Source organism: Chryseobacterium sp. PTM-20240506, assembly GCF_048296755.1.
Lineage (GTDB): Bacteria > Bacteroidota > Bacteroidia > Flavobacteriales > Weeksellaceae > Chryseobacterium > Chryseobacterium proteolyticum.
The window spans coordinates 3,237,082-3,261,456 of record NZ_CP182581.1; the positions used below are offsets into that span (position 1 = coordinate 3,237,082).

Genomic DNA, 24,375 nt, shown 5'->3' on the forward strand with positions numbered 1-24,375 from the left:
TTTTAACAGGACAAGATAAAGTGATTGGTTTTTAGTTGCTTATTGGGTAAATTTAAAATAGGATGTCATATCATTCTATTTGTAGCTGCACTTTTTATTGCCTGTCGGATGGTGCAATTAGCAACAATATCCATCTTGTATTCCCGGAACTCCTATTAATTCTTCCCCCGTATTTCTGTCAAAACAGCTAAATACAACAGGGCAATCATGTCCTACACCTCCGTTAACTTTTTTCAACTCTTTTTTAGTTAATTTTGTGATTCTAATGTTTGATTTTTTCATAATTATAATATTTAATTTGTTTAAAAGCACATTGTTTTGTGTGAAAAATGACACCAGATAATGGTGTCATCGTAGATTTGTTATTATTTGGTTAGCTATTAGTACAACCAATTAGCAGCAATAATCATCCTGAACTCCTGGCACACCATAGCGTTCCTGACCTGTATGACGGTCAATGCAGCTGATTACCCTTGGGCAGACAACTCTTCCACCGTTAATTTCTTTCAACTCTTTTTTAGTTAGTTTTTTTGATTTAGTGTTTGATTTTTTCATAATAAAAACTTTTAATTTGACTAAACTAAATTACATTTTTAATTCTGATATATCCATAATTGGTGAATGAAATTCATGAAAAATACCTGAATTGTATATTAATCAGTTGAAAATCATTGATCAATGAAACTTTTTATTAATTTTGAATATGAAGCATTTCTTAAAAATTTTATTCCTATCATTAGGAGTTACCATTTCAAAGGCGCAGCAGACTGAAATTTCTTCTGTGAAATATGAAGAGCTTGAAAAACGTATTCAGCAGGAAACCGATAAGTTCCTTGTCCTGAACTTTTGGTCAACGACTTGTGCTCCATGTGTAAAAGAACTTCCTGATTTTATGGAAGTAAATAACAAGAATAAAGACAATCAGAAATTTAAAATGATTTTAGTTTCACTCGACAGATTAGCGGATAAAGAAAAAGTGCTAAAGTTTATCACAAATAAAAAGCTTACTGCTGAAGTTATTTTATTGGATGATATCAAAAGAATGAATACATGGATTCCCCGGTTCGAAAAAAACTGGGATGGAAATATTCCCGTAACTTTGTTTTATAAAGGAGGCGAAAAGATCTTTTTTAATGATGGAGAAATGAGCAAAACTGAACTTGAGTCTGTTATTAATAAAAATTTACTTTAAATATTTATAATACTATGAAGAACATAAAAATTATCATAACATCTTTTATTATTGGTTTCGGCTTATTGAGTTTTACCGCAAAGAATAATGAGAACACAGTAAAAGAGAAATATAGTTTTATAAGATCTGAAAAAGGATACGAAATAGGAGATGAGGCAACAGATTTTAAACTGAAAAATATTGATGGCAAAATGGTTTCCCTTAGTGATTATAAAAGTGCTAAAGGATTTATTATTATTTTCACCTGTAACCATTGCCCGTATGCTAAGAAATACGAAGACAGGATTATTGCGCTGGATAAAAAATACAAAGAACAGGGTTATCCCGTAATTGCCATTAACCCGAATGATCCGAACGTACAACCGGAAGACGGATATCAGCAAATGATTGAAAGGGCTAAACAAAAAGGCTTTACATTTCCTTATTTAGTGGATGAGGGACAAAAAATTTATCCTCAGTATGGGGCAACTAAAACGCCGCATGTTTTTATTTTACAAAAAGAAAATGGAAAGAATATAGTTAAATATATAGGAGCGATCGATAACAATTACGACAATCCCAATGATGTTTCAGAGTATTACGCACAAGATGCAGTCAATGCTTTACTAAAGGGAGAGCCTGTTAAAATGACAAAAACGGTTGCAATAGGATGTACCGTAAAAGTAAAAAAATAATCTCCTATTTGTAATAAAAAATTAATAAAGCGGGCACATGCCCGCTTTATTAATCCAGTATAATGACTTTTGTTAAACCAGGAAAATGAAACTACAATTTAATATCAAATACCTTATTCTGACGATTCTACTATTTCTGACAGAAGTTATAATTGCTACTGCATTAAAAAATGTTTTCTTTGTCAGGGCCTATTTGGGAGATGTTATTGTTGTAATCCTTCTTTATACTTTTGTCAAAAGCTTCATTACAATTGATAATACAAAACTTATTACAGGAATTTTTATATTCTCATGTATCATTGAATTTGCTCAGTATTTTAATGTTGCAGAAAAAGCAGGCTTCCAAAAAGGAAGCCTGATGTATATTGTTATAGGAAATTCATTTTCATGGGTAGATATCACATGTTATGCGATGGGATGTTTATTTCTCTATCTTATCATAAAAGTAGCTGAAAATAAATCATTCCAACCAGAAAATTAGAGGCTGTTTCATTTTCATTTTGACCTTTTCTCCATTTTTTTCTCCGGGAATCCATTTTGTATGTACACTGTGAAGAGCCTTCAGGAATTCTTTTTTTATGATTTCATTTTCGTAGGATTCTATTTGTATCTGGCTCATGCTGCCATCTTTTTCTACTATAAATGTAGCTACCGCTTTTGCTGTACTGATATTGAGCCTGGTTAATAATGACGTTTGGAAATTGCTTTGAATCTTTCTTACAAATGCCTGATGACCACCAGGAAATTCAGGGTTTTTGTATCCTGCAAGTTCGTCGGGAGAAATAACCGAATGGTTTTTCTGAGTGGAAGCAGAGTCTTTTTGTGCAGAAAGAAAGACCATGCAGAAAATTAAAGCAAAAAGGCTAAGATATTTTTTTATCATCTTTTATTTTTAACGGCCAAATCTGTCGTATTTATCCTCGGCATATTTGATGAAACGGTTTAATAAAGCAACATTTTCCTTTTCTACTGGAGATAGATCATGATCTACATTATTCGAAACGGGAATATACCAGTCTGTATGTTCAAAGAAGTTTCTGTAGGTTTCTTTTTTAAATGAGTATCCATGTCTTGCAAAGACAGAGTTTTTGATGATTTCCATATCAAGTTTTCTCAGGTTTTTAAGATCTTTTTCTGTTAACTTCTGTTTGGAAGCATTGATTTTAAAAATAGCCTCAGAAGCGACCCTGTTTTTCGAGGTTGTATAGCTTTCTGTTTTTCCCGTCTCTTCATCAGTATACTTTTCAATAAAATCTTTAGGATTCGACCAATCTACCAGGTCAGAGTTTTCGTCCAGCATAAAGTTAGGGTTATACACAAAATCTTTTTTTATAAGCTTTAACGTCTTTGAAGGGGACTTTACTGCTGTTTTATTGAAGGCTGTCCATTTACCTGTTAAGCTGTCATTATTGAGCTTTATTTCAAATCTTCCATCGGTTTTATCATTTCCGGGTTCATCCAGTACAAAAGACTTTGTTTCTTCATTAAAAATGCCACGGAATGGTCGCTGATTGCCATTTACAATGCTTTGTCCATATACACTGTCTTTGGTAATCTTGTTAATTTTTACAGAAATTTTTTTAAATATATTATCTTCATATTCATTACCGTCATATTCGTCAATCACTTTTTCCTTTCCGCCGAAATCACCCGTGTAGATTCCATAGTATTCTTTATGGATTTCCGGAATTACAACAGAGTCTTTTTTTGCCATTGCGGGGCCTGCACTTTTAGCTTCTTTTTTACAACTTGATAACGCGACTGCTAACAGAGATACGAGAGTGTAATTTAAAATTTTCATAGTATTTTTTTTGTGATTAAAAACTCAATTAAAAGGATATTAGGAATCCAACCAAGCCAGGCAATTATTTGATATACATCCATCGGATTTGGATGAAATAAATATACAATAATAACTTTCCACATTCTTAAAGTAATAGCAGATAGTGTCAATGCAAAACTTCTCCACATCCATTGCTTATGGAGGAGGAATTTTTTTTGTTTTGCCAGCTTAAAGGCTTTGAAGGTCGTAATCCACCACAGGATTCCCAGAATAATAAAAGAAAATTTTGAAAGGAATCCTCCATTGGCAAATATACCCATATAAACTCCCGAGGGAGCAGAGAGGCATAATACCACAAAAATATAGCTCTTTCCTATATTTTTGTGTAGGCTTTTCAAACCGAAATCTTTTCTCAGAATCGCTAAAAAGCCCAGTAACAGTACAAATATACTGGTATAAACATGAGTGTAGAAGAGGTAAAGATATTCAGGTCTATGACTTACCTCCGTCTGTTTGATCTGTAAAAAGCTTACTTCAGGGCTTATAGGAATATATTCCAGGGTAATTTGAAGCATAAGACAAAAGAAATAACCGAATCCTATCATTAAAAGGATTTTAAGAATATTCTGATATTTCTTTTGAATTAAAAACACTGCAATTACATCCTTGTTATAATTGACTAGATAATCATTTCATGTTCAGATCCTGTGCAATCAACCATGCTTCACTCCAGCATGCCTGAAAATTGAACCCACCCGTTACTGCATCAATATTTAATACTTCACCGGCAATATAAAACCGAGGAAGGATCTTTGAAGACATATTTTTAAAGTTGATTTCTTTTAAATCCACTCCTCCGGCAGTTACAAATTCATCTTTAAAGGTTGATTTGCCTGTAACCTGAAGTTTTTTAGAGCAGAGACTGATAAGGATCGCCTGCATTTCCTTTCCGGAAATATGAGCTACCTGTTTATTGAGGTCTATTTTTAAAGTGTCAAGAATTTTCTGCCAGAATCTGTTGGTAACTTCAAATATTTTCGACTGACCTATGGTCTTTTTAGGATTGCTGTGTCTGAAGTTTTGAAATATCTCCTCTGCTTCATCTAGTGTTTTTGAAATGAAATTTACTTCAATTTCAAAGTTATATTTCACCTTTGCCAGATTGATCGCCTCCCAGGCCGAAATTTTCAGTATGGCAGGTCCGGATAATCCCCAATGTGTTATCAGGAGCGGCCCACTTTCCGCTGTTTTCAACTTTGGTATTGAAACTTCTGCATTTTCAAAGCTGGTTCCTGCAAGGTCTTTCAGAAGATCATTTTTAATGTTGAAAGTAAAAAGTGAGGGAACAAGGCTAATGATTCTGTGTCCTAAACTTTCTACAATTTTCAGAGATTTTGGAGAGCTTCCTGTAGCATAAATGATGTAATCCGCTACAAGGTCTTCCGAGCTGGTCTTTACAATGTATCTTTCACCATCCTTTACAATTTCTTTTACAACAGATTTTGTTTTTACATCTATATTTTTCTTTTGGACTTCGTTGAGAAAAGTATTGATAATTGTTTGTGAAGAATTGCTTTCAGGGAAGATTCTGTTGTCATTTTCTATTTTCAACGAAATATTTCGTTGTTCAAACCATTCCATGGTGTCTCCGGGCTGAAATTTGGTAAAAACACTTAAAAGTTCTTTGTTCCCACGAGGGTAAAACTGAATCAATTCTTTGGGGTCAAAACAAGCGTGACTTACATTACAACGACCTCCTCCTGAGATTTTTACTTTCTGGAGGACATCCGAGTTTTGTTCAAGAATAATAATTTTATATTTGGTTTCGTCAAGGTTGGATGCACAGAAAAACCCCGCTGCACCTCCTCCGATAATAATAATTTGTTTCATGTACCTGTAATCTTATGGTGAAGATTATTTTTCCAAAAGTACAATTTTTATAAACCATCTTATTTGAGTATTTTTGAAGATTATAATTTATTATTCTAAATACAATTTCAAATGACATTCTACCATACCTTCGAAGTGCGTTGGAGCGATCTTGACGCCAACAAACACTTAGCAAATTCATCTTATGTGCAGTATTGTGCACAAGCCAGGATGGCTTTTATGACAAAAGAAAAAATGGGAGTTACCCAGTTGAGTCGATGGGGGATAGGACCTGTTATGCTTCATGAAAGATATTCTTTTTTTAAAGAAATCTATGCTGATCAGACGGTGATCGTGAGTGTGGAAATAGGCGGTTGCTCGGAAGATTCTTCCATCTACCGTTTTATACACAAATTCTATACTCCGGATGGTGTGCATTGTGCAACGTCTGAAGCTACAGGGGTATGGATTGATATGATGCTGAGAAAAATGACCACTCCTCCGGATGATGTTATTGAAGCAATGAATAAATATAAAACACCAGACACTGAAGTTTTAACCAGAGAGGATTTTAAAAAGTTCCCTTTCCATCCTCATAACATTGATCCTTCAGAGTTTAACAAATAAATGATAATTGATAAATAATCATGGATAAAAGAATATCGAACAGCATTTATCAATTATCTGTCATCATTTATAAATAAAAAAGATATGTTTGAAGATAAATCTCAGGAACTAACACCCATTTCCAAATTAGGAGAATTTGGATTGATCAAACACTTAACGGAACATTTTCCTTTGTCCAATGAATCTTCGGAGCTTGGAGTTGGAGATGATGCAGCAGTTATCAATCCGGGCGGAAAGAAAGTGGTCCTTACCACTGATGTATTGGCAGAAGGTGTTCACTTTAATCTGGGTTATGTTCCATTAAAGCATTTAGGATACAAAGCTGTTGTTGTCAATTTAAGTGATGTAGCGGCGATGAATGCTACTCCTACACAGATTTTAGTTTCTCTTGCCGTTTCCAACCGGTTTCCGGTAGAAGCTTTAGAGGAAATCTATTCTGGTATCCAGGCTGCTTGCGCGAGATATAAAGTAGATTTAATAGGAGGAGATACCACCAGTTCTAATACAGGGTTGGTAATGAGTATTACCGCTATAGGAATTGAAGATGAAGAGAATCTGGTTAAAAGAAGTGATGCGAAGCCGAACGATTTATTGGTCGTAAGCGGAGATCTTGGAGGAGCCTATATGGGGTTACAGATTTTAGAAAGAGAGCATGCCGTTTTCCTGGCAAATCCGAATATGCAGCCGGAAATGGAAGGATACGATTATATTCTGGAAAGACAATTAAAGCCAGAGGCAAGAACGGATGTTAAAACGATCCTTAAAGAGCTGGATATAAAACCAACTTCTATGATCGATATTTCTGATGGGCTTGCTTCTGAAATACTGCACCTTTCTGACCAGTCAAAAGTAGGATTCAGGCTATATGAAGAGAAGATCCCTATGGATAGCCTTACGATCTCAACTGCTGATGAAATGAATTTGAATCCTGTTGTAACAGCATTAAGTGGAGGTGAAGATTACGAATTATTATTTACAATCGCACCGGCAGATTTTGATAAAATAAAAAACCATCCTGATTTTACGATTGTAGGACATGCTGTAGATAAAGAGGACGGGAATTTTATGGTGGCCAGAGGTTCCAACCAGCTGATACCGCTTACGGCGCAAGGCTGGGATGCTTTTTTGGGAAACCAGCAGGGAGAATAAAGTAATACTTAATTTTCAATATTGTTAGAAGCCACAGTACTAGTACTGTGGCTTTTGTATTGTATTGTATTGTATTGCTGAGACTAAGCCGTATGAGATCATAAATAAGGACAGGAACAAGCGTATGGCATCTATTGGTCATGCAGTTATTTCAGGTCATCACAAGATGTACACACTTAATCAAGTATTTTTTGTTTCGCTTTTTGAATACCCTCTCTTTGTGAAAATTTTACATTATGAAGAAGGGTCTTTTGATTGCCTTTTATGGTTTTACTCATTTAAGTTGTCTGCTAAACGCACAATCCGGATTATCCGGAGAATTAAAAACGGAATATATTCCTTATTCAAGTTACATCCGTCCTGAGGATAGTATGAAAACGGATTCCAAAAGTGATTTTAAGAGAATGGATATAAGCTTCAGCATTCCTCTTTCCATGAAAAAAATAAGTGAAGGAAAAATAAAATCATGGTCATTACTTGTTAACGGATCTTATGCTAAACTGTCCCATAAGAACTATGAAACTCATTTATTTCCTGATCAGATGCTGAATGCGCAGGTTGGATTACAGCATATAAGACCTTTGGGTGGAAAATGGAGCATGATGGTTACCGCTTCAGCCGGCGTTTATACCGACCTTGAAAATGTAAACTTTGATGATGTTTTAGGGCAGGGAGGTTTATTGTTTATAAAAAACTTTACTCCTAATCTTGCGCTTGGAGCAGGCCCTGTGCTTACTACTGCATTTGGAGTACCCATGATTATGCCCTGGATCTATTTCGATTGGAAAACGGGAAATAAAATCAAATTCAACATCAACTTTCCTGAAGGAATGGAGGCGGGCTATCAGTTTTCAGATAAATTTGCTATCAAGGCAGTCGTTGGATTAAACGGGATGACGGTAGAAAGGAATAAAGGAGGAAAATCCACGCTGCTTGGCTATCAGCAAATTACAGCAGGGATACGGCCTGAATTACAGATCAGCAAAAATGTAAGTCTACGTCTTACCGGAGGAACCGCTCTCCTGAGGAGCTTTAGTGAAAATGACCGTAAGATCAAAAGCATATTTAAATCAAAAAAGATGGAAGATCCTCGTTTTGCTTCCACCTTTTATATGGCTGTTTCTCTTCGCTGGAATCTCCCTTAATTTATTTACTTATGAGCTTCTTATAGACTACCTGGTTAAGCAATTCTTCTTTACGGGTTCTCGAAATAGGAAGCTCTGTTTTATTAATATAAAGCCTGCCTCCTGCAATCATTTCAATATGAGTGATATTGATGAGAAATGATTTATGGATTCTAAAAAAATGCTCAGGGGATAAGGACTCCTCGATAGCTTTCATTGTCTGATGAATGACAAGTGTTTTATCTTTAAAATGCAGTTTGGTGTAGTTCTGCATGCTTTCAATATATAAAATATCTACCCAGGAAACCTTTATAAAGGTGTCGGATTGACGTACATATAAGTAAGGATCATCCAGAGAAATATTTCTTTTGGATCTTTCAAATAAGATGAATTGCTGCTGTGCCTTATTTACTGCCTGGTAAAAACGATTAAACGCTATAGGTTTTAAAAGGTAATCTACAATCTGTAGTCTGTAGCCCTCTAAGGCATATTCTGAGTAAGCAGTTGTGAAAATACATAAAGGCGGATTCTCCAGTTGTTCCAAAAAATCAAGGCCTGTAAGATAAGGCATATTAATATCCAAAAAGATGAGGTCAATTTGATTCTCTTGTATTTTGTTATTAGCCTCTAATGCGGTAGCACAGGTATCCACCACTTCCAAAAAATCAATTTGATCCGCCATGTCTTTTAGATAGAATCTTGCCAAGGGTTCGTCATCTATAATCAGACATTTCATTTTGGGAATATTATTGTTTGTCATTTTCCTGAGAGAGATTTAGGATTAGAGAAATTTTGTAAACATGATTATCAGACTCCACGTTGAGAGAGTATGAATCCGGGTACTGAAGATCAAGCCTTTTCTGTACATTATTAAGCCCTATTCCATGAGCACCATCTTTACTTTTATGAACAGTTATACTGGAGTAGGAATTTTCCACATAAAAAGAAAGTTGGTTATCTTTTTCCTTACATGAAATTAAGATATAACCTTTATGCCCCGGCAAGCGGCAAACATATTTAAAGGCATTCTCAATAAAAGGAACGAGAAGAAGCGGAGCAATAGTCGCTTTATCGGTGGAAAGTTCCCAGGTTGCTTTTACATCCAGTTCATTTCCCCAACGCAATTTTTCAACTTCTACAAGATTTTGTAGGTATTCAACATCTTTTTTAAGCAGGACCTGATTCTGATTACAGTGATAAAGCTGATACCTCAGTATATCTGAAAACTTTAGCAATAAAAATGAAGCAAGCTCAGTATTGGTTTTCATCAGGATATGAATATGATTGAGAATATTGAAAACCAAATGGGGATTTATCTGGTCCTGTAATAGCTTAAGCTGATTTTCCAGATGGGCTTGTTGCAAAAGAATGTGATCCCTTTCAATTTTTCCGTGTTCCTGATAAAATGTTATTCCGCATGCTGTTCCATTAATAAGAAAGGATGCAGGAAGAGCTAAATAAAATCCTTTCCATAAAATAGGGAGGTGACTTTTAAAACCAGGAGCTAGGGGTGTTCTGGAATCTACTTCTATATAAGCAAAAACAAAAGAGTAAATAAAGCTCAGTAAAAGAATCATAATCGTTGCCTGGAGTAGGAATTTTTTCATCTTCCTCTCTTTTAAGGCTTGCGGGAGTAATTTTTTTGTTAAAAACTGAGTGAAAATAAAGGAGCTTATTACAATGGCTAAAGTCTGGATAAGTGAATTGTATCTGCCGGAATCTGCCTGGAAATTAATCCACATGGTTATCCCGAAAATCAGCCAGAAACCAATAACAAATAGATGTTTTCTTACGATAAAAGATTTAAGCATATTTTGATAGGTAAAAAATTAGAAACTGCAGGAAATGCAGTTTCTAATGGTAAAGATAATTTAAGTTTTTAGAACAGGAAGTATCCGATTCCAAGCGAGAAGCTGTGAGGTTTGGATTTAAATTCTTTGCTGATGCTGGTGAGTCCTGTTTCGTACCTCAGATCAACGGTGAAGTTTTTATAATCCACACCAATTCCACCGGTAATACCAATATTGGATTTATCGAATTTTTTTAAACCTTCGCGCAGTGCTTTTGAGGTAGAAATATTATCATTAAATCCATAACTGTAAACTCCTCCGGCAAAAGCTCGGACATTAAAATCTTTGGAACTTACGATCTTATAACCTGCTACAACAGGGATATCGATTGAATTCCATTTCAATTGCGAAGAACTTCCATCTTTTAAGTCATATGATGTTTTTCTTTTGTTAAATATAGCTTCTCCCTGAAGATATATCCGGTTAAAGTCTACTCTTGCCATAAGTCCCGCCTGATATCCTATTCCATATTTTCCGCTCAGGTCAGAAGAGGCAGAAGATGTTTTAGTGAAATTTGTACCGGCCTTAACTCCAATATGAACGATTGGTGTTTGTTGTGCGTTGGCTTCTACTGAGCAGGTAATGCAAAGCAATAAAGAGCTTACTGCTAAAAAACGTTGTTTCATAATAATAAATAGTATTAAATCTGGTGCAAAACAACAGCAGTGAGCGTGAAAATGAAATTTTATTTGATGAAGAGCATGGGTGTTTTGATAAAAGGAAGCTTTTGTATCAGGTTGAGCTCATCTTCGTTAATAGGTATTTCATGTAATCATTGATAAAGTATCCTGATTGTGCCATTATCTAAAGATGCCAGGCAATAACAAAAGCTATTCTTTGTGTATAAAAAAGACTGCCTTAGTTTAAGGCAGCCTTTAATAACTAATATCAGTTAAATGAGTATCGTAATCAACTTACTTATCTTCATACACAGGAACCAAAATATTTGATCCAGACTCGTTCAGTCTTCCTAATTGTCTGTAAGCGCCTTGTCCTGCTCCGTATAGTACATTTCTTTTATTGGAAGCAGGAAGATACATATTGTTGTATCCCAGACTAACTCCGCTATATTCAAAACCATTAAGGTGAGCTGGGGTAATGCTTGTAACGGCGTTTAAGGTATTTGTATTTCCAGTCCCAAAACGACCGTTGGTATTGAGTCCAACACCATAGATATTATTCTGGTTGGTGATAAAAGCGACACCATTATTCATTGAGAACTCTGTAAAACGTTCTCCGGATTGAAGGTTAGGAGTTAAATTTGTAGGTCCCGAATATACGCTTCCTCCTCCAAAATATAACATATAACCAAAAGCAAAGAACCTTCCCTGATCAGTTATAAATCCACCTCCATAATTGGAGTAATCATCAACTTGTACTTTCACTACTTTTTCTCCTGAATTCAATGTAAATTGGGAATTAAGAAGGGTAGGGGTAGTAGCGGTTCCTACATTAGTTGGAAGCCCTATTCTTCTGTACGTTGTACTATTAAGTCCCCATGTGTAAACATTTCCATCACTGGTAACTGCGATGGCTCCATAGATAAATACATCCATATCTATAACTTCCATCCCGTTAAAGAAATTAATTTTTGTAAAGGTATCGGCTTGGCCGGTTGTTGTTCCGTCACCCAAAACACCATACCCATTATATCCTGTTACATAGAGTTGATTATCCTCCCCTAAAACAAGAGAATTGTATTGTCCGGTTCTTGCTTTTTTAGCTTTAACACCTCCGGGAAGCGCAACTTGTCGTGGGGAAGCTACAGTAGTGGTATTTCCGGTTCCGTTCTTTCCATAGCTATTTTGTCCCCATACCCAGAGCTCCCCACTTGTAGTAATAGCCATTCCATTATATCGCCCCATAGTAAGCTCCTTACAAGAGCGGCCTAAAATAAGAGATGGGTATTTTGATCCAGCTGTTAAAGCTCCTAGCTGATTGGAAGATTGAAGTCCCATACCATAAACATAATTGTTTTTATAAGGGTCTATGTATGTTGCTGCATAGAGGTCAGCAGCAGCTACCTTATTAGCTCTGGCAGGCTTATTACCATTATAGGTTATTTCTGTTTGGATTAAGTTTTCAACTTCTGTTTCATCTATAAGACAAGAACTCCACCCTTGGGAATCATCTGTTGTTTTCAACCTAAGGCATCGTTTGTTATTATCATAAACAACAGTAGCTTCTACTGGAGTTGTATTGCTGTTGCTTACTGCAACATCGGTAGAGTCCACGCGAGGCATTACCAAACCCATTTGTTTGCTTGGTATGTTTTGTAAATGCAGAATTCCTTGTGGGGAGGTGGTATTTACCCCGACCTGAGCATAAGTTATGCTGGATAAAAAGATTGTTGTCACCAACAATAGTAGGTTTTTTAATTTAGTCATTGCTTGTGTTTTTAATTGGTTATATAATATTATTAAGATGAATTGTCTTCTTCTTTTTCTTTTATATCATTAAATCACAGGAGAAGGATTTTTTTTATGTCGAATTTTTACCGCAAATACATATTTTGCATTAAAAATGAGCTACTTAATTTATTTTAGTGCTAATTAACGATGCTAAAAAGAATAAGCAATTTGGTACAATCGTGGGAACTAATAAATCTATCTCCTTTTTTTTATAAAAATTTTTTTTCAGCGCGAAAATATAAAATATATTTAAGCTAAATGACTGTAAAAAATTATCTATTTTATTGATATAAAGCGTTTTGTATTTATTGTTTCGGTGTAATTAATCAAAAAAATAAACTACAAAGGCTTTTATTGTTTATAAAACATCTAATTTTTATCAAAAACATGATTTATATCATGTTTTTTTAGTTGGTTTTGTGAAAGTAACTATTATGGGTTGTGGTGAATCTTTTTAGTTGAAACTTATTTCGGTTTTAGTTCCATTACGAATAATTGAATTATATGCTTGTTTCTACTTAAAGGAATAAAAATTTATGGTAATAAATAGGACTAACCAGGCGCAAACCAGCTATCGCTAGTGAGTGCAGGATGAGTTTTCTAAAACGAAGAGCACTTGTGTTTTGATAAAGGGCTTTATGTAAATTAGTTTCCTCTCAATGATCTGATGAGTAGGCAAAAAAAATCGGAAAAGTAATTTTCCGATTGATATTATTAAAATGGTTCTTCTTCACAAATCATCCCTTGGGAACAGCCGCTTCCGGGATTTCCACCACTACCGGGACTGCCGATATTTACACAGGTTCCCGGGTTACCATCGTCCTGCATTTCACATGCCTTACCATAAGTGCATTCACAATCTGTCCAACAATATGCGGAGTCTCCGCTGCTGTGGCAGCCATTTCCTCCGCTACCCAGAATTGTTAGCAAATCTTTTCTAAATAGTTTTTTCATAATGTAATTTGATTTTTTGTAGTAATAAATATATTAAAAAAACACCTTCACTTTAAAATATAATTATTTATAAGTAAAATACTTACAGGCTAAATGATGTTGTTATGCTCCAAAAGCAAGAAACCACAACAATTGTCGTGGCTTCTCTTTTATTTAAGTGATAATATATTAAAATTCGATCTCTTTGTGATATAGAGGATATTCTCTTTGGAAAAGGGGAATGGTTCCTTCATATCTTAGTGGGAAGACTCCAAATCCATAAAACATGTCTGCCTGGATTTTTGCCTTTAGGTCAATAATCCCCTTCCTTTGTGGTATAAGCTGTACACCTAAGGCAGCAATAGTTGAGGCTCTGCCCCTTAGTCCTGAATTGGCAATAGGTACTGTTAGAAATTGTAAGCCAACAGCGCCTTTTGCTTCCAGACCTATTTCCGCAGATAACGTGCCTTCCAGAGAAGTGATGCTGAAATCAGATCTTTTTTCCAAGCTGATGTTTAGAGCCGGGTTTTTTGAAACCAGGAAATTAGCTGTCCCTCCTACATCAAGAAGGTTTACTTTTGCTTTGCCGGTCGCCCCGATTCCAAGAAAAGGACCTGCAGATATTGTAGGACTCAGTACAAGCCCGGTCGGACCTAATACGATAGGTACAATTGGAATGCTTACAAAATCTGTAGTACTTACAGTGTAACCTACTGATGCTTGAATATCCGCAGTGGACTGTAAAACAATATCATCCATGATAAAGTTTACAGAAAAGTTGGTCAGATGTCCCCATGAAAATGTAATATTGTAATCAATTTTAGGAGTTACTCCACCTTTTACGTTTACGCTTGAAGCTAATCCTACCGGACCAACTTGTTGATTAATAGGAAAAGTCCTGTCAAAGTTGAAACGATTAAAAGTAACCAGTTTCTGATCACTTAGACTTTTAGCTTCTATATTGATGATTTTATTATTTAATTCCTGGGAAATAAAGCCTTCAACCGGAACATAATTTACCATCCTCCCATTAACACTGATGGGAGCTTTGCCTGAGGGGTCGTAAATTCCACTCAACGTTCCACTATATATAAATTCTTCAAGTTTAGCGCTTGATGTCTGCACAAAATACTGATTATTTGTTTTAGTTACAGATTGTACTTTAGAAAGGATCGTCTTTACCTGATCTCCTTCTATTTTTGTTCCAACTAAAACACTCCCGGCCTGAATGTCATCAGTTTGATCGGTTGCTTTATTAAAGGTAATATTCTGATTATCCAGTTTGGAAATTGCTGATACGGATTCATCATCAAGAATAATGACATTTTTTTGTAAAGTAAGATTTCCCAAAGTTTTGAAGCCACCGGATTCTGTTTGAGGTACTACCGGGTCCTCGTTCAAATTGTCCTGTGAACACGAAGTTAGAATTACTGCTGTGAATATAGAAAGAATTATAAGGTTAAAAAATCTTCTATAAGTTCTGAAATTGTTAAAGTTGTTTTTCATAAGCGAAAGATTTTTAGTTCTTCCAAGTTACAGATTAATTTTATTTAATCACTATGAAGAGAAGTAGAAAATAAAAAAACCGTTATGCATATAATAATTTGTTAATGAGATGATTGTATGTGAAAAAGAAAAAGCCTCCGTTCCAACAGAGGCTTATTATTTAATATTTAAATCAAATGCTTTATTACTTCTTTACAATATTGATTATAACTTCAGTAGCTTTTTCCATGCTTTCTAATGCAACATATTCATAAGGGCCATGAAAATTGATTCCACCAGCGAAGATATTTGGACAAGGAAGTCCCATATAAGATAATTGTGCCCCATCTGTACCTCCTCTGATCGCTTTTATCTTAGGCTCAATATCAGCTTCCCTCATTGCTTTGGCTGCAAGATCAATGATATGCATTTTTCCTTCGAACTGCTGTTTCATGTTACGATACTGTTCCTTAATCTCAATTTCTGCAGTCCCTTCACCGTGTTTTTCATTAAATGCTGCAACTTTTTGCTCAATGAATTTTTTTCGTGCTTCAAATTTTTCATCATCATGATCACGGATTATATATTGAAGCTTGGCTTCAGAAATATCAGCAGTAATATCCATCAGGTGATAAAACCCGTCAAATCCTTTAGTTGTAGATGGTGTTTCGTTCGCTGGAAGAGATTGTGCAAACTCAGCAGCTAAAAGACTCGCATTGATCATTTTTCCATATGCATAACCAGGGTGTACGCTTAATCCATGGATTTTTACAACAGCTCCGGCAGCGTTAAAATTTTCATATTCTAGCTCCCCAACTTCACCTCCGTCCATTGTATAAGCCCATTCTGCTCCGAATTTTGCTACATCAAACTTGTGAGCACCTCTTCCGATCTCTTCATCAGGTGTAAAACCAATCGCAATTCTTCCGTGTTTGATCTCAGGGTGAGCGATAAGATATTCAGCAGCTGTAACAATTTCTGCACATCCGGCTTTGTCATCAGCTCCGAGAAGGGTATTCCCATCTGTTGTGATCAAAGTTTGCCCAATATATTTTTTTAAACTTTCAAATTTTGAAGAGGAAAGAGTGAATCCGGTTGCCTTATTAAGAAGGAGGTCTCCACCATCATAGTTATCCCAAACCTGAGGATTTACATTTTCACCACTGAAGTCGGGTGAAGTATCATAATGTGAAATAAATCCAATGGTAGGTTGGTCATTATTCTCAAGATTAGATGGAACATAACCCATAATATAACCATTGTCATCAATAGAAACATTCTCCAGACCGATTGTTTTTAATTCCTCAACAATATAATTAGCGATGTCCCATTGCTGCGGAGTAGAAGGAGTTGCTTCACTCTCTGCATCACTTGTTGAATATATTTTTACATAGTTAAGAAAACGATTCAATAACTTCTCTCTCCATAATTGGTTGAATTCTATAGTACTCATTATCCGGTATAAATTTTAACAAAGTTAGCAAATTTGATGCTCAGAATACATTATTTGCGGCTGAATATCAGTTATTGAAATTTTGAATCATATATAAATAATTGAAAATCAAAATTATGTTAGCTTTGTATTGATCGTAGATAAACTTGTTAAGTTTTATTATATTTGAGAAAATCTAAAGTGAAAATGTTTCTTACCGAATGTCCTAGGGATGCCATGCAAGGCTGGGGGGAATTTATTCCCACAAATAAAAAAATTGATTACATCAACTCTCTGATGGAAGTGGGATTTGATGTGTTGGATAGCCTCAGTTTTGTCTCTCCAAAAGCTATCCCGCAAATGGCTGACTCTGATGAGGTTGCTGAAAATATAGACAAATCTTTATCAAATACGAAGATTTCTGCCATTATAGGAAATTACAGAGGAGCTGAAAAAGCACTAAAGCATCAGGCTGTAGATATTCTGGGGTTTCCTTTTTCAATATCTGAAACTTTTCAACACAGGAATACTAACAAAAATCAGGAAGAAGCTTTTAATGAGATCATTAAAATGCAGGAGCTTGTAAAATCAGAGAATAAGGAACTGAATATTTACTTTTCCATGGCTTTCGGAAATCCATACGGAGAAATGTGGAAGTTGGAAGATGTAGAGTTTTGGGCTCAAAGATTTTCGGAGATCGGAATTGAAAATATTTTGTTGTCCGATACAACAGGCGTTGCAACTCCCGAAAAAATTGCCCTTTTATTCGAAAAAATACCCGCAAAACATCCTGAAATTAATTTTGGAGGACATTTTCATAACCGATATGAAGATTCTTATTCCAAATTAAAGGCGGCTTATGACCAGGGGTGCAAAAGGTTTGATAGTGCTATTAAAGGAATTGGAGGATGTCCTATGGCGGAAGATGATCTGGTAGGTAATATGCCTACCGAGCAGGTAATTAACTTTATGAGTGTAGAGAAAATAGACCATAATCTTAATCTTTTAAACTTCGAGAGCTCATATAATAAAGCAAAAGATATTTTTCATTTTTAAAATATAAAATCAATCAGTAGGCGGGCTTTAGCCCGTTTTTGAATTATTATATCATTCGGCTTTAGCCAGAACCTAATTAACAAAAGAATTGTATGTCCCCGATTATTTCAGCTTCACAATTAAGAAATTTAGAAACTCAAAATCTAATCATCCTTGATGCACGAGTAGGTAAAGATATATACCAGAGTTATTTGGAAAAGCATATTAAGGGAGCGCGATTCATCAATCTAGATACAGATCTTGCTGAAATCGGAGAAGATGCAGCTTTTGGAGGAAGGCATCCTTTACCCGGGATTGAAGAATTTGGTAGAACATTGGCAGCCTTGGGGATTTCTGAAGATAGCCATGTGATTATCTACGATGATAAAAATGGTGCCAATGCGGCTGCACGAGCATGGTGGATGTTGCGTTCTTTTGGACTTAAAGAGGTTCAGGTTTTAGATGGTGGGTTTCAGGCGGCTGAAAGAGAAGGTGTGGAATGTGCATCAGGAGAGGAGGTTTATGAAAAAACTGCACCTATGCAAAATCAAAGATGGCTTCTGCCAACATTAAGCCTGGAAGATGTTGAAAATGAATTAATAAACAACTCTTCAACAGTAATTGATGTACGGGATGCTTACCGTTATAAAGGAGATTCTGAACCGATTGATCTGATAGCGGGGCATATTCCCGGAGCGATTAATATTCCTTTTTCAGAAAATCTTGATGAAAACGGGAATTTCCTTAAACCAGAAGTCTTAAAAGAAAAATATTCAAAATTATTAAAGGACAAATCTCAAAACCTGATCATTCATTGTGGTTCAGGAGTAACGGCATGTCATACTATATTAGCTTTGGACTATGCCGGCTTACCAATCCCTGATCTTTATGTAGGTTCATGGAGCGAATGGAGCAGAAGAGAAGGAAAAAAAATAGCAACAGAGACTTAAAAATAAAACCGCAGGAATTATTCCTGCGGTTTTTTTATTTTCTATTCTGATTTTTAGAGCATTCCTAATTCGAATTTGGCTTCCTCACTCATCATATCTTTATTCCAGCTTGGCTCAAAAGTAAGTTCTAAATCAACACTGTTTACTCCTTCTACACTTTGAACCTTATCCTTTACCTCTTGTGGTAATGTTTCTGCAACCGGGCAGTTTGGAGTTGTAAGAGTCATGATGATCTTAACATCGCCATCCTCAGAAATCTGTACATCATATACAAGTCCCAATTCATAAATATCCACAGGGATTTCAGGATCGTATACGGACTTAAGTACTCTTATAATTTCTTCTCCTATATCAGCAATTTGATCGTCTGTAAATTTCATTTTTTAATCTTGATTGATATTTCTTTTCAACAAATCTTCCTGCCGCATGCGGCGAAAAACATTTGCCAAAGTTAAGACATCTTTTTCACAATAGTCAACTATTCTTTGCAAGTCTTTCTCTATGTAGTAGATTGATGAAACCATTGAGCCATCTATATCATCTTTGGGCGTTGGAATTCCAAAAACATGCGCTAGCAATTCAAGGGAAATAAACGTTTTATAATCTCCGAATTTCCAAAGGTCCATCGTATCGATATGAGGAATTTCCCAAGGTTTTTTTCCGAACATCTGAAAAGGAACCGGAGGTTGCATTCCATTGATCAGAAAACGGCGTGCAATCCAGGGAAAATCAAACTCTTTTCCATTGTGTGCACATAAAATTACATCCCGTAGCCTTGGACTGTTGAATATTTCTCCGAACTCTGTAAGGAGCTTTTTTTCATCATGATGAGCAAAGCTTTTTATCTTTAAAGTGTCATTCTTTTCTACCATTCCTATGGTAATGCAGATGATTTTCCCAAATTCTGCCATTATTCCTGCTCTTTCAGAATAAAATTCTTCGGCAGAAATATCATCTTTCCGTTGAAATCTGGTTTTTTTATCCCAAAGCTTCTGGTCTGTTTCGGATAAGTCGTCCCATGATCCTGCATTCGGAACTGTTTCAATATCAAGGAATAATATCTTTTCTAAAGGAATGTGTTGTATCATAAGTATTTTATATTTTATCCCACCTGCATTCCATTTTTTACAGGTAGCGAAGGTGCTAAAAGAGTAACATCACTTTTGTTCTCACCATACAATCCTAAAACAAGGCATTCACTAAAAAAGTTGGCAATTTGTTTTTTCGGAAAGTTCACAACAGCTAAAATTTGTTTTCCAATTAGGTCTTCTTTTTGATATAATGCTGTGATCTGAGCTGAAGATTTTTTAATACCGAGCGGGCCAAAATCAATTTCCAACTGGTAGGAAGGATTCCTTGCCTTTTCAAAATCATTAACGGAAATAATAGTTCCGCATCGTATATCTATTTTCTCAAAATCTGCCCAGGAGATATCTGGTTTTATTATCATGATATTTGGTTTATTAATTGTTCAACTTCTAATTTCTGCCCTGCATATTTTTGCTGTAATTGAGAATTTTCTCCCATTCTTCTGTAGTATTCCAAAGCTTTATTTCCAAAAAACTTTTTATGAAAATCCGAAACTTCAGGAATTTGTGGAAAAATCCGATGAAAAAGCATTTCCGAATATGCCTGAAATTCCCTTTCATTTTTATCTTCAATAAATTGACCAGGAACTTTCTGCCTTACATGAAGCATTTCATGAGCCAGCATATTCAGAACAAGACTCAAATCAAAATCGAATATGTTTCTGGGGATCATTACCTTTTGAGGGTGACCCAATTGTCCTTCAGCAGTCAATAACATGGAATTAGGGGAAAGTTCCTCCCGGAATCCAAAGCCGGCAAAGTTCTCATGCTCCAGGTTAAAAGTGCGGATCAGATAATTGGCCGCATCTAATATCTGATCATGTTCCTTATATGCCTCAAGATGTAAACTAACCTGTTCAAGGTTCATTCAGATGATGTTTTTAACAAATATATTAAAATAATAAAAACTATATTCTAACTACAATCTTTCCTTTTGTACGATGGGTCTCAATTTCTCTGTGCGCCTCTGCTATTTCGTTCATTGGCAAGATTTCTCCAACAAAAATCTTTAATAATCCTTTTTCGATCAGTTCTGATAGTTTTATCAGGCTTTCCCTTTTAAAAGTAAGCATGGTCCACATCAGATTGATATTGCGTTTTTGTGCCAGTTCAATTGCTTTAGGATCATCTTTAGTATAGGAAGGTAAACAAACGACTTTTCCTCCGGGCTTTACACAATTGATTGATCCGTACAATACTTCTCCACCCATAGTATCAAGGGCAGCATCAAGATCGGATAAGATTTCCTCAAATCTTTGATTTTTATAGTCAATAGGCTGATCCACACCAAGCTCTTTAATGAACTCAATATTTTTACCGGAGGCTGTACCACTCACTGAAGCACCGGCTATTTTAGCCAATTGAACGGCAAAATGACCAACTCCTCCCGCTGCGGACTGAACCAGAATGTGTTCGCCAGACTGAACTTTTAAATGATCATGAATAGCCTGATAAGCGGTGAGACCAGCTAAAGGAGCAGCTGCTGCTTCTTCAAAAGTGATATTTTCAGGCTTTTTTATGAATACTTCCGGACTGACGGCAATATATTCGGCATAAGTTTGAGTAGCTAATCCAAAAACAGCATCTCCGACCTCAACGTTCTGAACATTCTTTCCCACTTCCTCAACAATCCCACTGAAATCTTTTCCTAAAATGGCAGGAAACTTAAGCGTTTTCGATGAAATATGTGAGCCTGCTCTGATTTTTGTTTCTACAGGGTTAATTCCTATGGCTTTTACTTTTATTAAAACCTGATCAGAAGTAATTACCGGTTTTTCTATCTCTGCGATTTTAAGTTGGTCGGCCGTTCCAAATTCATTGATTATAATGGCTTTCATATTATTTTTTTATGATAATCTAATGTATGGATTTTATTGGTTTTTTAAAAAGCATTGCAGGATATTTTAGATATGCAAAGGGGTAATTATTTCGAAGCCTGAATTTACTGGTTTATTATTAAAATATTGATATTGTGATTTTTTTAACTGATAATCAGTTGCTTACTTTTGCGTTTTCATTTTTATTTTAAAAGTTGTGCAAGATTTTAAGAAAAGAGGGTTTATATAAGTGAGTACTCAAAATAAATAAAATAGTGTTTAATGCAACAAATTTAAAAAATGAAGAAATTTATAGTACTTAAAGCTTTTATGGCTGTGTTGATTGGTTTTATGGGACTTAGCTTAATTTCATGTAACAATGACGGACCAGATATTCCACCAGTAAAATTACAAGATGTTATTGGAAATTATAAAGGAAGGCTAATAACAAGTCAGGGAAACAATAAAGCTGAGGCGGTAGTAAGTTTTGCTGTGAAGAAAGACACCATAAAGTTCGCAGACCTTCCCGTAAAAGAAATTGTGAAAGCCGTAGTAAAAGACCCTGCAAAAACTGAAGCTGCTCTTACGGCAATGGGAAAAGTAAAATATAACCTTAATTATACAGCTGTGGTAAATGCAAATTATAATGCAGTGGAATTAACTTTTACTCCTAAGACTTTAGAGCTCAATATTCCAATGGATGGAGCGGTGAAAAAAACAATTGTGACATTTACAGCGAAAGAAAAAGGATTTTATGTTGGCCAGAACTATGCAATGAAATTTGGTTTGGTCGCAGAAAAAATTACGGTAGACGGAACAGTGCTGACACCGTATGAAATGATTAAATATGATTTTCCATATTGTATAAAAAATTAAGTAATAGTTAGATGCAAAATTAAAATAGGTTGCGCTTTGCAATGTTGCAACCTATTTTTGCATTAAGATTTATCAATCATTAAAACGAGGCGTCAGGGAAACATAATCAATGGAGGCAAATAAGGAGCAGATTTTAGTTAATCGTCTTCTCTTAAAAGAAGAAGCTGCATGGAAGGAGCTTTTCGGAGCATATTCCGGGAATCTTTCTTATGTGTGCTCTCGCTATATCATTGATAAGGATGACGTCCGTGACGTACTACAGAATAGTTTTATCAAAATGTTCCGCTCAATAGATTCATTTGAATATCGGGGAAGCGGATCCCTTAAAGCCTGGATTACCCGTATTGTGGTCAATGAATCACTAAAACATATCAGACAACATTCAGATTTTAAAGTAACGATGAACGATTCTGATATTCCGGATAAAACGGACGATGAGGAACCGGAAATAGAAGAGATGCCACAGGAGGCTATGATGGAAATGATCCGTTCACTTCCGGAAGGCTATAGGACTGTTTTTAATCTCTATGTATTTGAAAATAAAAGCCATAAACAGATTGCGGAATTGTTGGGGATAGCAGAAAATTCTTCGGCTTCGCAATTTCACAGAGCTAAAGCTATGCTTGTTCAGAAAGTTAAAGAATATAAAATGTTAATAAAAGCGCAATATGAGTAATCAATGGTTAAACGATCTGCGCAGGAAGATGGAAGATCACGAAGGTGATGTTCCGGATGGATTATGGGATAACATCAAAGATGAATTATTCGATAAAGATGAGGATAAAAATATTGTTGGGCTTTTTACTGAAGCAAATAAAGCGATCGATAGTGAAGACTCAGATTCAAATAAAAAAAGAGGGGCATTCATTTATCGTATTGCCAGTATAGCCGCTGCGATTGCATTATTTTTTATTGTGGGCAAACAACTATGGGAGGTAAACCATAATGTTAAACCCAAAATTGGCAAGTCAGAAGATAAGAGTTCTGCTGAAAGTAATTCTCACACGCCAGATAATCGCATTTCCTCATTTAACGAAAAAGGAGAGTCCGATGTTCTAAAGGAATTTGGGCAGAAGAAAGATCGTACCCCGGAACAGGATATTTTTTCAACGAATGTATATGCATATGGGAATAGGAGAGGTGTAAGAAATGTCCAGTATAGGTCAGTAAAGGAAGAAACGGATTTGTTGGCTGGCCTGCACACACAATATGCTCCTGTAATTCAAAATCAGATTCCCAGGATTCGTGAAATGAAGAATCTTTTACCTATTAATAGAGAAGAGGAGATTAACAAACTTATTTCTGAAACGGATTTAGGGGTACAGGACAAATCATTAGCAAATACATTAAAAGAAAAAAAACAGAAGAACAAAAAGTCATGGATGCTAAGTTTACTGACAGGTAAAGCCTCATCTAACTCACAACAATTTCCGGGATATGCTACAATCAGCGGAGGTCCGTTAACTCTTGATCAGGTATGGAGTGCATCTGCTTTTTCTGAAGATCCATTTGTAAAAGTTCTTGTGGCTAACCAGAGTCAAAATGTAGAAGCAACGGTAAGGCATAAAGTTCCTCTGAATCTTGGCGTTTCTCTTTATTATAATCTGGGTAAAAAGTGGGGTATAGGGACTGGTTTAAACTATACTAAACTATCTTCTGAACTTCATTCCGGAAGCCAGTCGAACTTTGTAAAAAGTGAGCAGACAATACATTATTTGGGCATTCCTGTTCAGGTTAACTACAACGTTATCCAGAAAGGGAATTTTACGGGTTATGTTACCGTAGGAGCACTTGCTGAAAAATCCGTTGGAGGAAGCTTTAAGACACATTATATTATTGATAATGAAGTGAATGGAGAAACAAAAGAAAAGCTTGGAAACCAGCCGGTACAGGTTTCATTAAATACAGCTTTAGGGCTGCAGCTAAAACTTGTTGACAAAATAGGCATATATGCAGAGCCCGGTATAGGCTATCATTTTAAAAACGATGGTGCTTTGAATACAATCTATAAAGAGAAGCCATTGAATTTTAATGTCAAATTCGGAATAAGAGTATTACTTGATTGATTTGTGAGGACCGA

At 35.6% G+C, this 24,375-nt stretch carries 29 protein-coding genes; 11 read left to right on the forward strand and 18 right to left on the reverse strand.

Annotated features, from left to right (window positions below; genetic code table 11):
- Window positions 1–117: 117 nt before the first annotated feature.
- Together ACNFU2_RS14395 and ACNFU2_RS14400 are read right to left on the reverse strand one after the other, a co-directional pair.
- The gene (locus ACNFU2_RS14395; RefSeq protein WP_172281846.1) at window positions 118–282 is read right to left on the reverse strand and encodes a bacteriocin; all 165 of its coding nucleotides are present in this window, start codon (window positions 280–282) and stop codon (window positions 118–120) included.
- 111 nt (window positions 283–393) lie between these two features.
- Entirely contained in the window at window positions 394–555 is a 162-nt protein-coding gene (locus ACNFU2_RS14400; protein WP_172281848.1) for a bacteriocin, read from the reverse strand.
- 148 nt (window positions 556–703) lie between these two features.
- Here ACNFU2_RS14400 and ACNFU2_RS14405 point away from each other — a divergent pair, with 148 nt between their 5' ends.
- From ACNFU2_RS14405 to ACNFU2_RS14415, 3 genes are all read left to right on the forward strand, one after another.
- Complete coding sequence (locus ACNFU2_RS14405; protein ID WP_306613258.1) at window positions 704–1,192, forward strand: TlpA family protein disulfide reductase; 489 nt, start codon at window positions 704–706, stop codon at window positions 1,190–1,192.
- Between the two features lie 14 nt (window positions 1,193–1,206).
- Complete coding sequence (locus ACNFU2_RS14410; RefSeq protein ID WP_172281851.1) at window positions 1,207–1,866, forward strand: thioredoxin family protein; 660 nt, start codon at window positions 1,207–1,209, stop codon at window positions 1,864–1,866.
- An 85-nt stretch (window positions 1,867–1,951) separates the two neighbouring features.
- Entirely contained in the window at window positions 1,952–2,347 is a 396-nt protein-coding gene (locus ACNFU2_RS14415) for a DUF2809 domain-containing protein (protein WP_273650306.1), read from the forward strand.
- On the opposite strand, the gene ACNFU2_RS14420 is transcribed toward ACNFU2_RS14415, so the two are convergent.
- From ACNFU2_RS14420 to ACNFU2_RS14435, 4 genes are all read right to left on the reverse strand, one after another.
- The gene (locus ACNFU2_RS14420) at window positions 2,327–2,749 is read right to left on the reverse strand and encodes a hypothetical protein (protein WP_306613261.1); all 423 of its coding nucleotides are present in this window, start codon (window positions 2,747–2,749) and stop codon (window positions 2,327–2,329) included. The genes ACNFU2_RS14415 and ACNFU2_RS14420 overlap by 21 nt on opposite strands.
- Before the next feature lie 9 nt (window positions 2,750–2,758).
- Entirely contained in the window at window positions 2,759–3,667 is a 909-nt protein-coding gene (locus ACNFU2_RS14425) for a YARHG domain-containing protein (RefSeq protein WP_273650308.1), read from the reverse strand.
- Window positions 3,664–4,254 carry a DUF2306 domain-containing protein gene (locus ACNFU2_RS14430; RefSeq protein WP_418122127.1) on the reverse strand — a complete coding sequence of 197 codons (591 nt, stop codon included), beginning with the start codon at window positions 4,252–4,254 and terminating at the stop codon, window positions 3,664–3,666. The genes ACNFU2_RS14425 and ACNFU2_RS14430 overlap by 4 nt, the downstream gene beginning before the upstream one ends.
- Before the next feature lie 82 nt (window positions 4,255–4,336).
- Window positions 4,337–5,539, reverse strand: coding sequence for an NAD(P)/FAD-dependent oxidoreductase (locus ACNFU2_RS14435; protein ID WP_306613264.1), 1,203 nt, complete (start codon window positions 5,537–5,539; stop codon window positions 4,337–4,339).
- A 111-nt stretch (window positions 5,540–5,650) separates the two neighbouring features.
- On the opposite strand from ACNFU2_RS14435, the gene ACNFU2_RS14440 reads away from it, so the two are divergent.
- From ACNFU2_RS14440 to ACNFU2_RS14450, 3 genes are all read left to right on the forward strand, one after another.
- On the forward strand, window positions 5,651–6,145 hold the full coding sequence (locus ACNFU2_RS14440; RefSeq protein ID WP_172281867.1) for an acyl-CoA thioesterase: 495 nt from the start codon (window positions 5,651–5,653) through the stop codon (window positions 6,143–6,145).
- A gap of 84 nt (window positions 6,146–6,229) precedes the next feature.
- Entirely contained in the window at window positions 6,230–7,294 is a 1,065-nt protein-coding gene (gene thiL / locus ACNFU2_RS14445) for a thiamine-phosphate kinase (protein WP_273650311.1), read from the forward strand.
- A 236-nt stretch (window positions 7,295–7,530) separates the two neighbouring features.
- Window positions 7,531–8,439, forward strand: a complete 909-nt coding sequence (locus ACNFU2_RS14450; protein ID WP_172281872.1) for a DUF6268 family outer membrane beta-barrel protein — start codon at window positions 7,531–7,533, stop codon at window positions 8,437–8,439.
- A gap of 1 nt (window position 8,440) precedes the next feature.
- Here the strand turns inward: ACNFU2_RS14450 and ACNFU2_RS14455 are convergent, their stop codons facing one another.
- The 7 genes from ACNFU2_RS14455 to pepT all read right to left on the reverse strand — a co-directional run bounded on the left by ACNFU2_RS14455 (window position 8,441) and on the right by pepT (window position 16,550).
- Window positions 8,441–9,178: a LytR/AlgR family response regulator transcription factor gene (locus ACNFU2_RS14455; protein ID WP_273650312.1), complete on the reverse strand. Its 738-nt coding sequence runs from the start codon at window positions 9,176–9,178 to the stop codon at window positions 8,441–8,443.
- Complete coding sequence (locus tag ACNFU2_RS14460) at window positions 9,165–10,229, reverse strand: sensor histidine kinase (protein ID WP_273650313.1); 1,065 nt, start codon at window positions 10,227–10,229, stop codon at window positions 9,165–9,167. Before ACNFU2_RS14460 ends, ACNFU2_RS14455 begins: the two co-directional genes overlap by 14 nt.
- A gap of 68 nt (window positions 10,230–10,297) precedes the next feature.
- Window positions 10,298–10,894, reverse strand: coding sequence for a porin family protein (locus ACNFU2_RS14465; RefSeq protein ID WP_273650314.1), 597 nt, complete (start codon window positions 10,892–10,894; stop codon window positions 10,298–10,300).
- Between the two features lie 288 nt (window positions 10,895–11,182).
- Window positions 11,183–12,655 (reverse strand): RCC1 domain-containing protein, encoded by a 1,473-nt coding sequence (locus ACNFU2_RS14470; protein WP_273650315.1) that lies wholly within the window; start codon window positions 12,653–12,655, stop codon window positions 11,183–11,185.
- Between the two features lie 738 nt (window positions 12,656–13,393).
- The gene (locus ACNFU2_RS14475) at window positions 13,394–13,633 is read right to left on the reverse strand and encodes a hypothetical protein (protein ID WP_418122131.1); all 240 of its coding nucleotides are present in this window, start codon (window positions 13,631–13,633) and stop codon (window positions 13,394–13,396) included.
- Between the two features lie 168 nt (window positions 13,634–13,801).
- The gene (locus ACNFU2_RS14480) at window positions 13,802–15,118 is read right to left on the reverse strand and encodes a hypothetical protein (RefSeq protein WP_418122133.1); all 1,317 of its coding nucleotides are present in this window, start codon (window positions 15,116–15,118) and stop codon (window positions 13,802–13,804) included.
- Window positions 15,119–15,302: 184 nt separating this feature from the next.
- Window positions 15,303–16,550, reverse strand: a complete 1,248-nt coding sequence (pepT, locus tag ACNFU2_RS14485) for a peptidase T (RefSeq protein ID WP_273650318.1) — start codon at window positions 16,548–16,550, stop codon at window positions 15,303–15,305.
- Between the two features lie 186 nt (window positions 16,551–16,736).
- Here pepT and ACNFU2_RS14490 point away from each other — a divergent pair, with 186 nt between their 5' ends.
- Both ACNFU2_RS14490 and ACNFU2_RS14495 read left to right on the forward strand, forming a co-directional pair.
- Complete coding sequence (locus ACNFU2_RS14490) at window positions 16,737–17,585, forward strand: hydroxymethylglutaryl-CoA lyase (protein WP_273651070.1); 849 nt, start codon at window positions 16,737–16,739, stop codon at window positions 17,583–17,585.
- Window positions 17,586–17,677: 92 nt separating this feature from the next.
- Window positions 17,678–18,514, forward strand: coding sequence for a sulfurtransferase (locus ACNFU2_RS14495; protein ID WP_273650319.1), 837 nt, complete (start codon window positions 17,678–17,680; stop codon window positions 18,512–18,514).
- Window positions 18,515–18,567: 53 nt separating this feature from the next.
- Here the strand turns inward: ACNFU2_RS14495 and ACNFU2_RS14500 are convergent, their stop codons facing one another.
- From ACNFU2_RS14500 to ACNFU2_RS14520, 5 genes are read right to left on the reverse strand one after another with little or no spacing between them, the layout of a single operon-like run.
- Window positions 18,568–18,894, reverse strand: coding sequence for an SUF system Fe-S cluster assembly protein (locus tag ACNFU2_RS14500; RefSeq protein ID WP_089028448.1), 327 nt, complete (start codon window positions 18,892–18,894; stop codon window positions 18,568–18,570).
- Window positions 18,895–18,897: 3 nt separating this feature from the next.
- On the reverse strand, window positions 18,898–19,602 hold the full coding sequence (locus ACNFU2_RS14505) for a 3'-5' exonuclease (RefSeq protein ID WP_273650320.1): 705 nt from the start codon (window positions 19,600–19,602) through the stop codon (window positions 18,898–18,900).
- A gap of 14 nt (window positions 19,603–19,616) precedes the next feature.
- Complete coding sequence (locus ACNFU2_RS14510) at window positions 19,617–19,964, reverse strand: tRNA-binding protein (protein ID WP_273650321.1); 348 nt, start codon at window positions 19,962–19,964, stop codon at window positions 19,617–19,619.
- Window positions 19,961–20,470, reverse strand: coding sequence for a hypothetical protein (locus ACNFU2_RS14515; RefSeq protein ID WP_273650322.1), 510 nt, complete (start codon window positions 20,468–20,470; stop codon window positions 19,961–19,963). Before ACNFU2_RS14515 ends, ACNFU2_RS14510 begins: the two co-directional genes overlap by 4 nt.
- Window positions 20,471–20,510: 40 nt before the next feature.
- Window positions 20,511–21,440: an NADP-dependent oxidoreductase gene (locus ACNFU2_RS14520; RefSeq protein WP_418122137.1), complete on the reverse strand. Its 930-nt coding sequence runs from the start codon at window positions 21,438–21,440 to the stop codon at window positions 20,511–20,513.
- 279 nt (window positions 21,441–21,719) lie between these two features.
- On the opposite strand from ACNFU2_RS14520, the gene ACNFU2_RS14525 reads away from it, so the two are divergent.
- The 3 genes from ACNFU2_RS14525 to ACNFU2_RS14535 all read left to right on the forward strand — a co-directional run bounded on the left by ACNFU2_RS14525 (window position 21,720) and on the right by ACNFU2_RS14535 (window position 24,361).
- Complete coding sequence (locus tag ACNFU2_RS14525) at window positions 21,720–22,295, forward strand: DUF4840 domain-containing protein (protein WP_273650324.1); 576 nt, start codon at window positions 21,720–21,722, stop codon at window positions 22,293–22,295.
- A gap of 109 nt (window positions 22,296–22,404) precedes the next feature.
- Window positions 22,405–22,971, forward strand: a complete 567-nt coding sequence (locus ACNFU2_RS14530; protein WP_273650325.1) for an RNA polymerase sigma factor — start codon at window positions 22,405–22,407, stop codon at window positions 22,969–22,971.
- Entirely contained in the window at window positions 22,964–24,361 is a 1,398-nt protein-coding gene (locus ACNFU2_RS14535; protein ID WP_418122140.1) for an outer membrane beta-barrel protein, read from the forward strand. Before ACNFU2_RS14530 ends, ACNFU2_RS14535 begins: the two co-directional genes overlap by 8 nt.
- The last annotated feature ends 14 nt before the right edge of the window (window positions 24,362–24,375 follow it).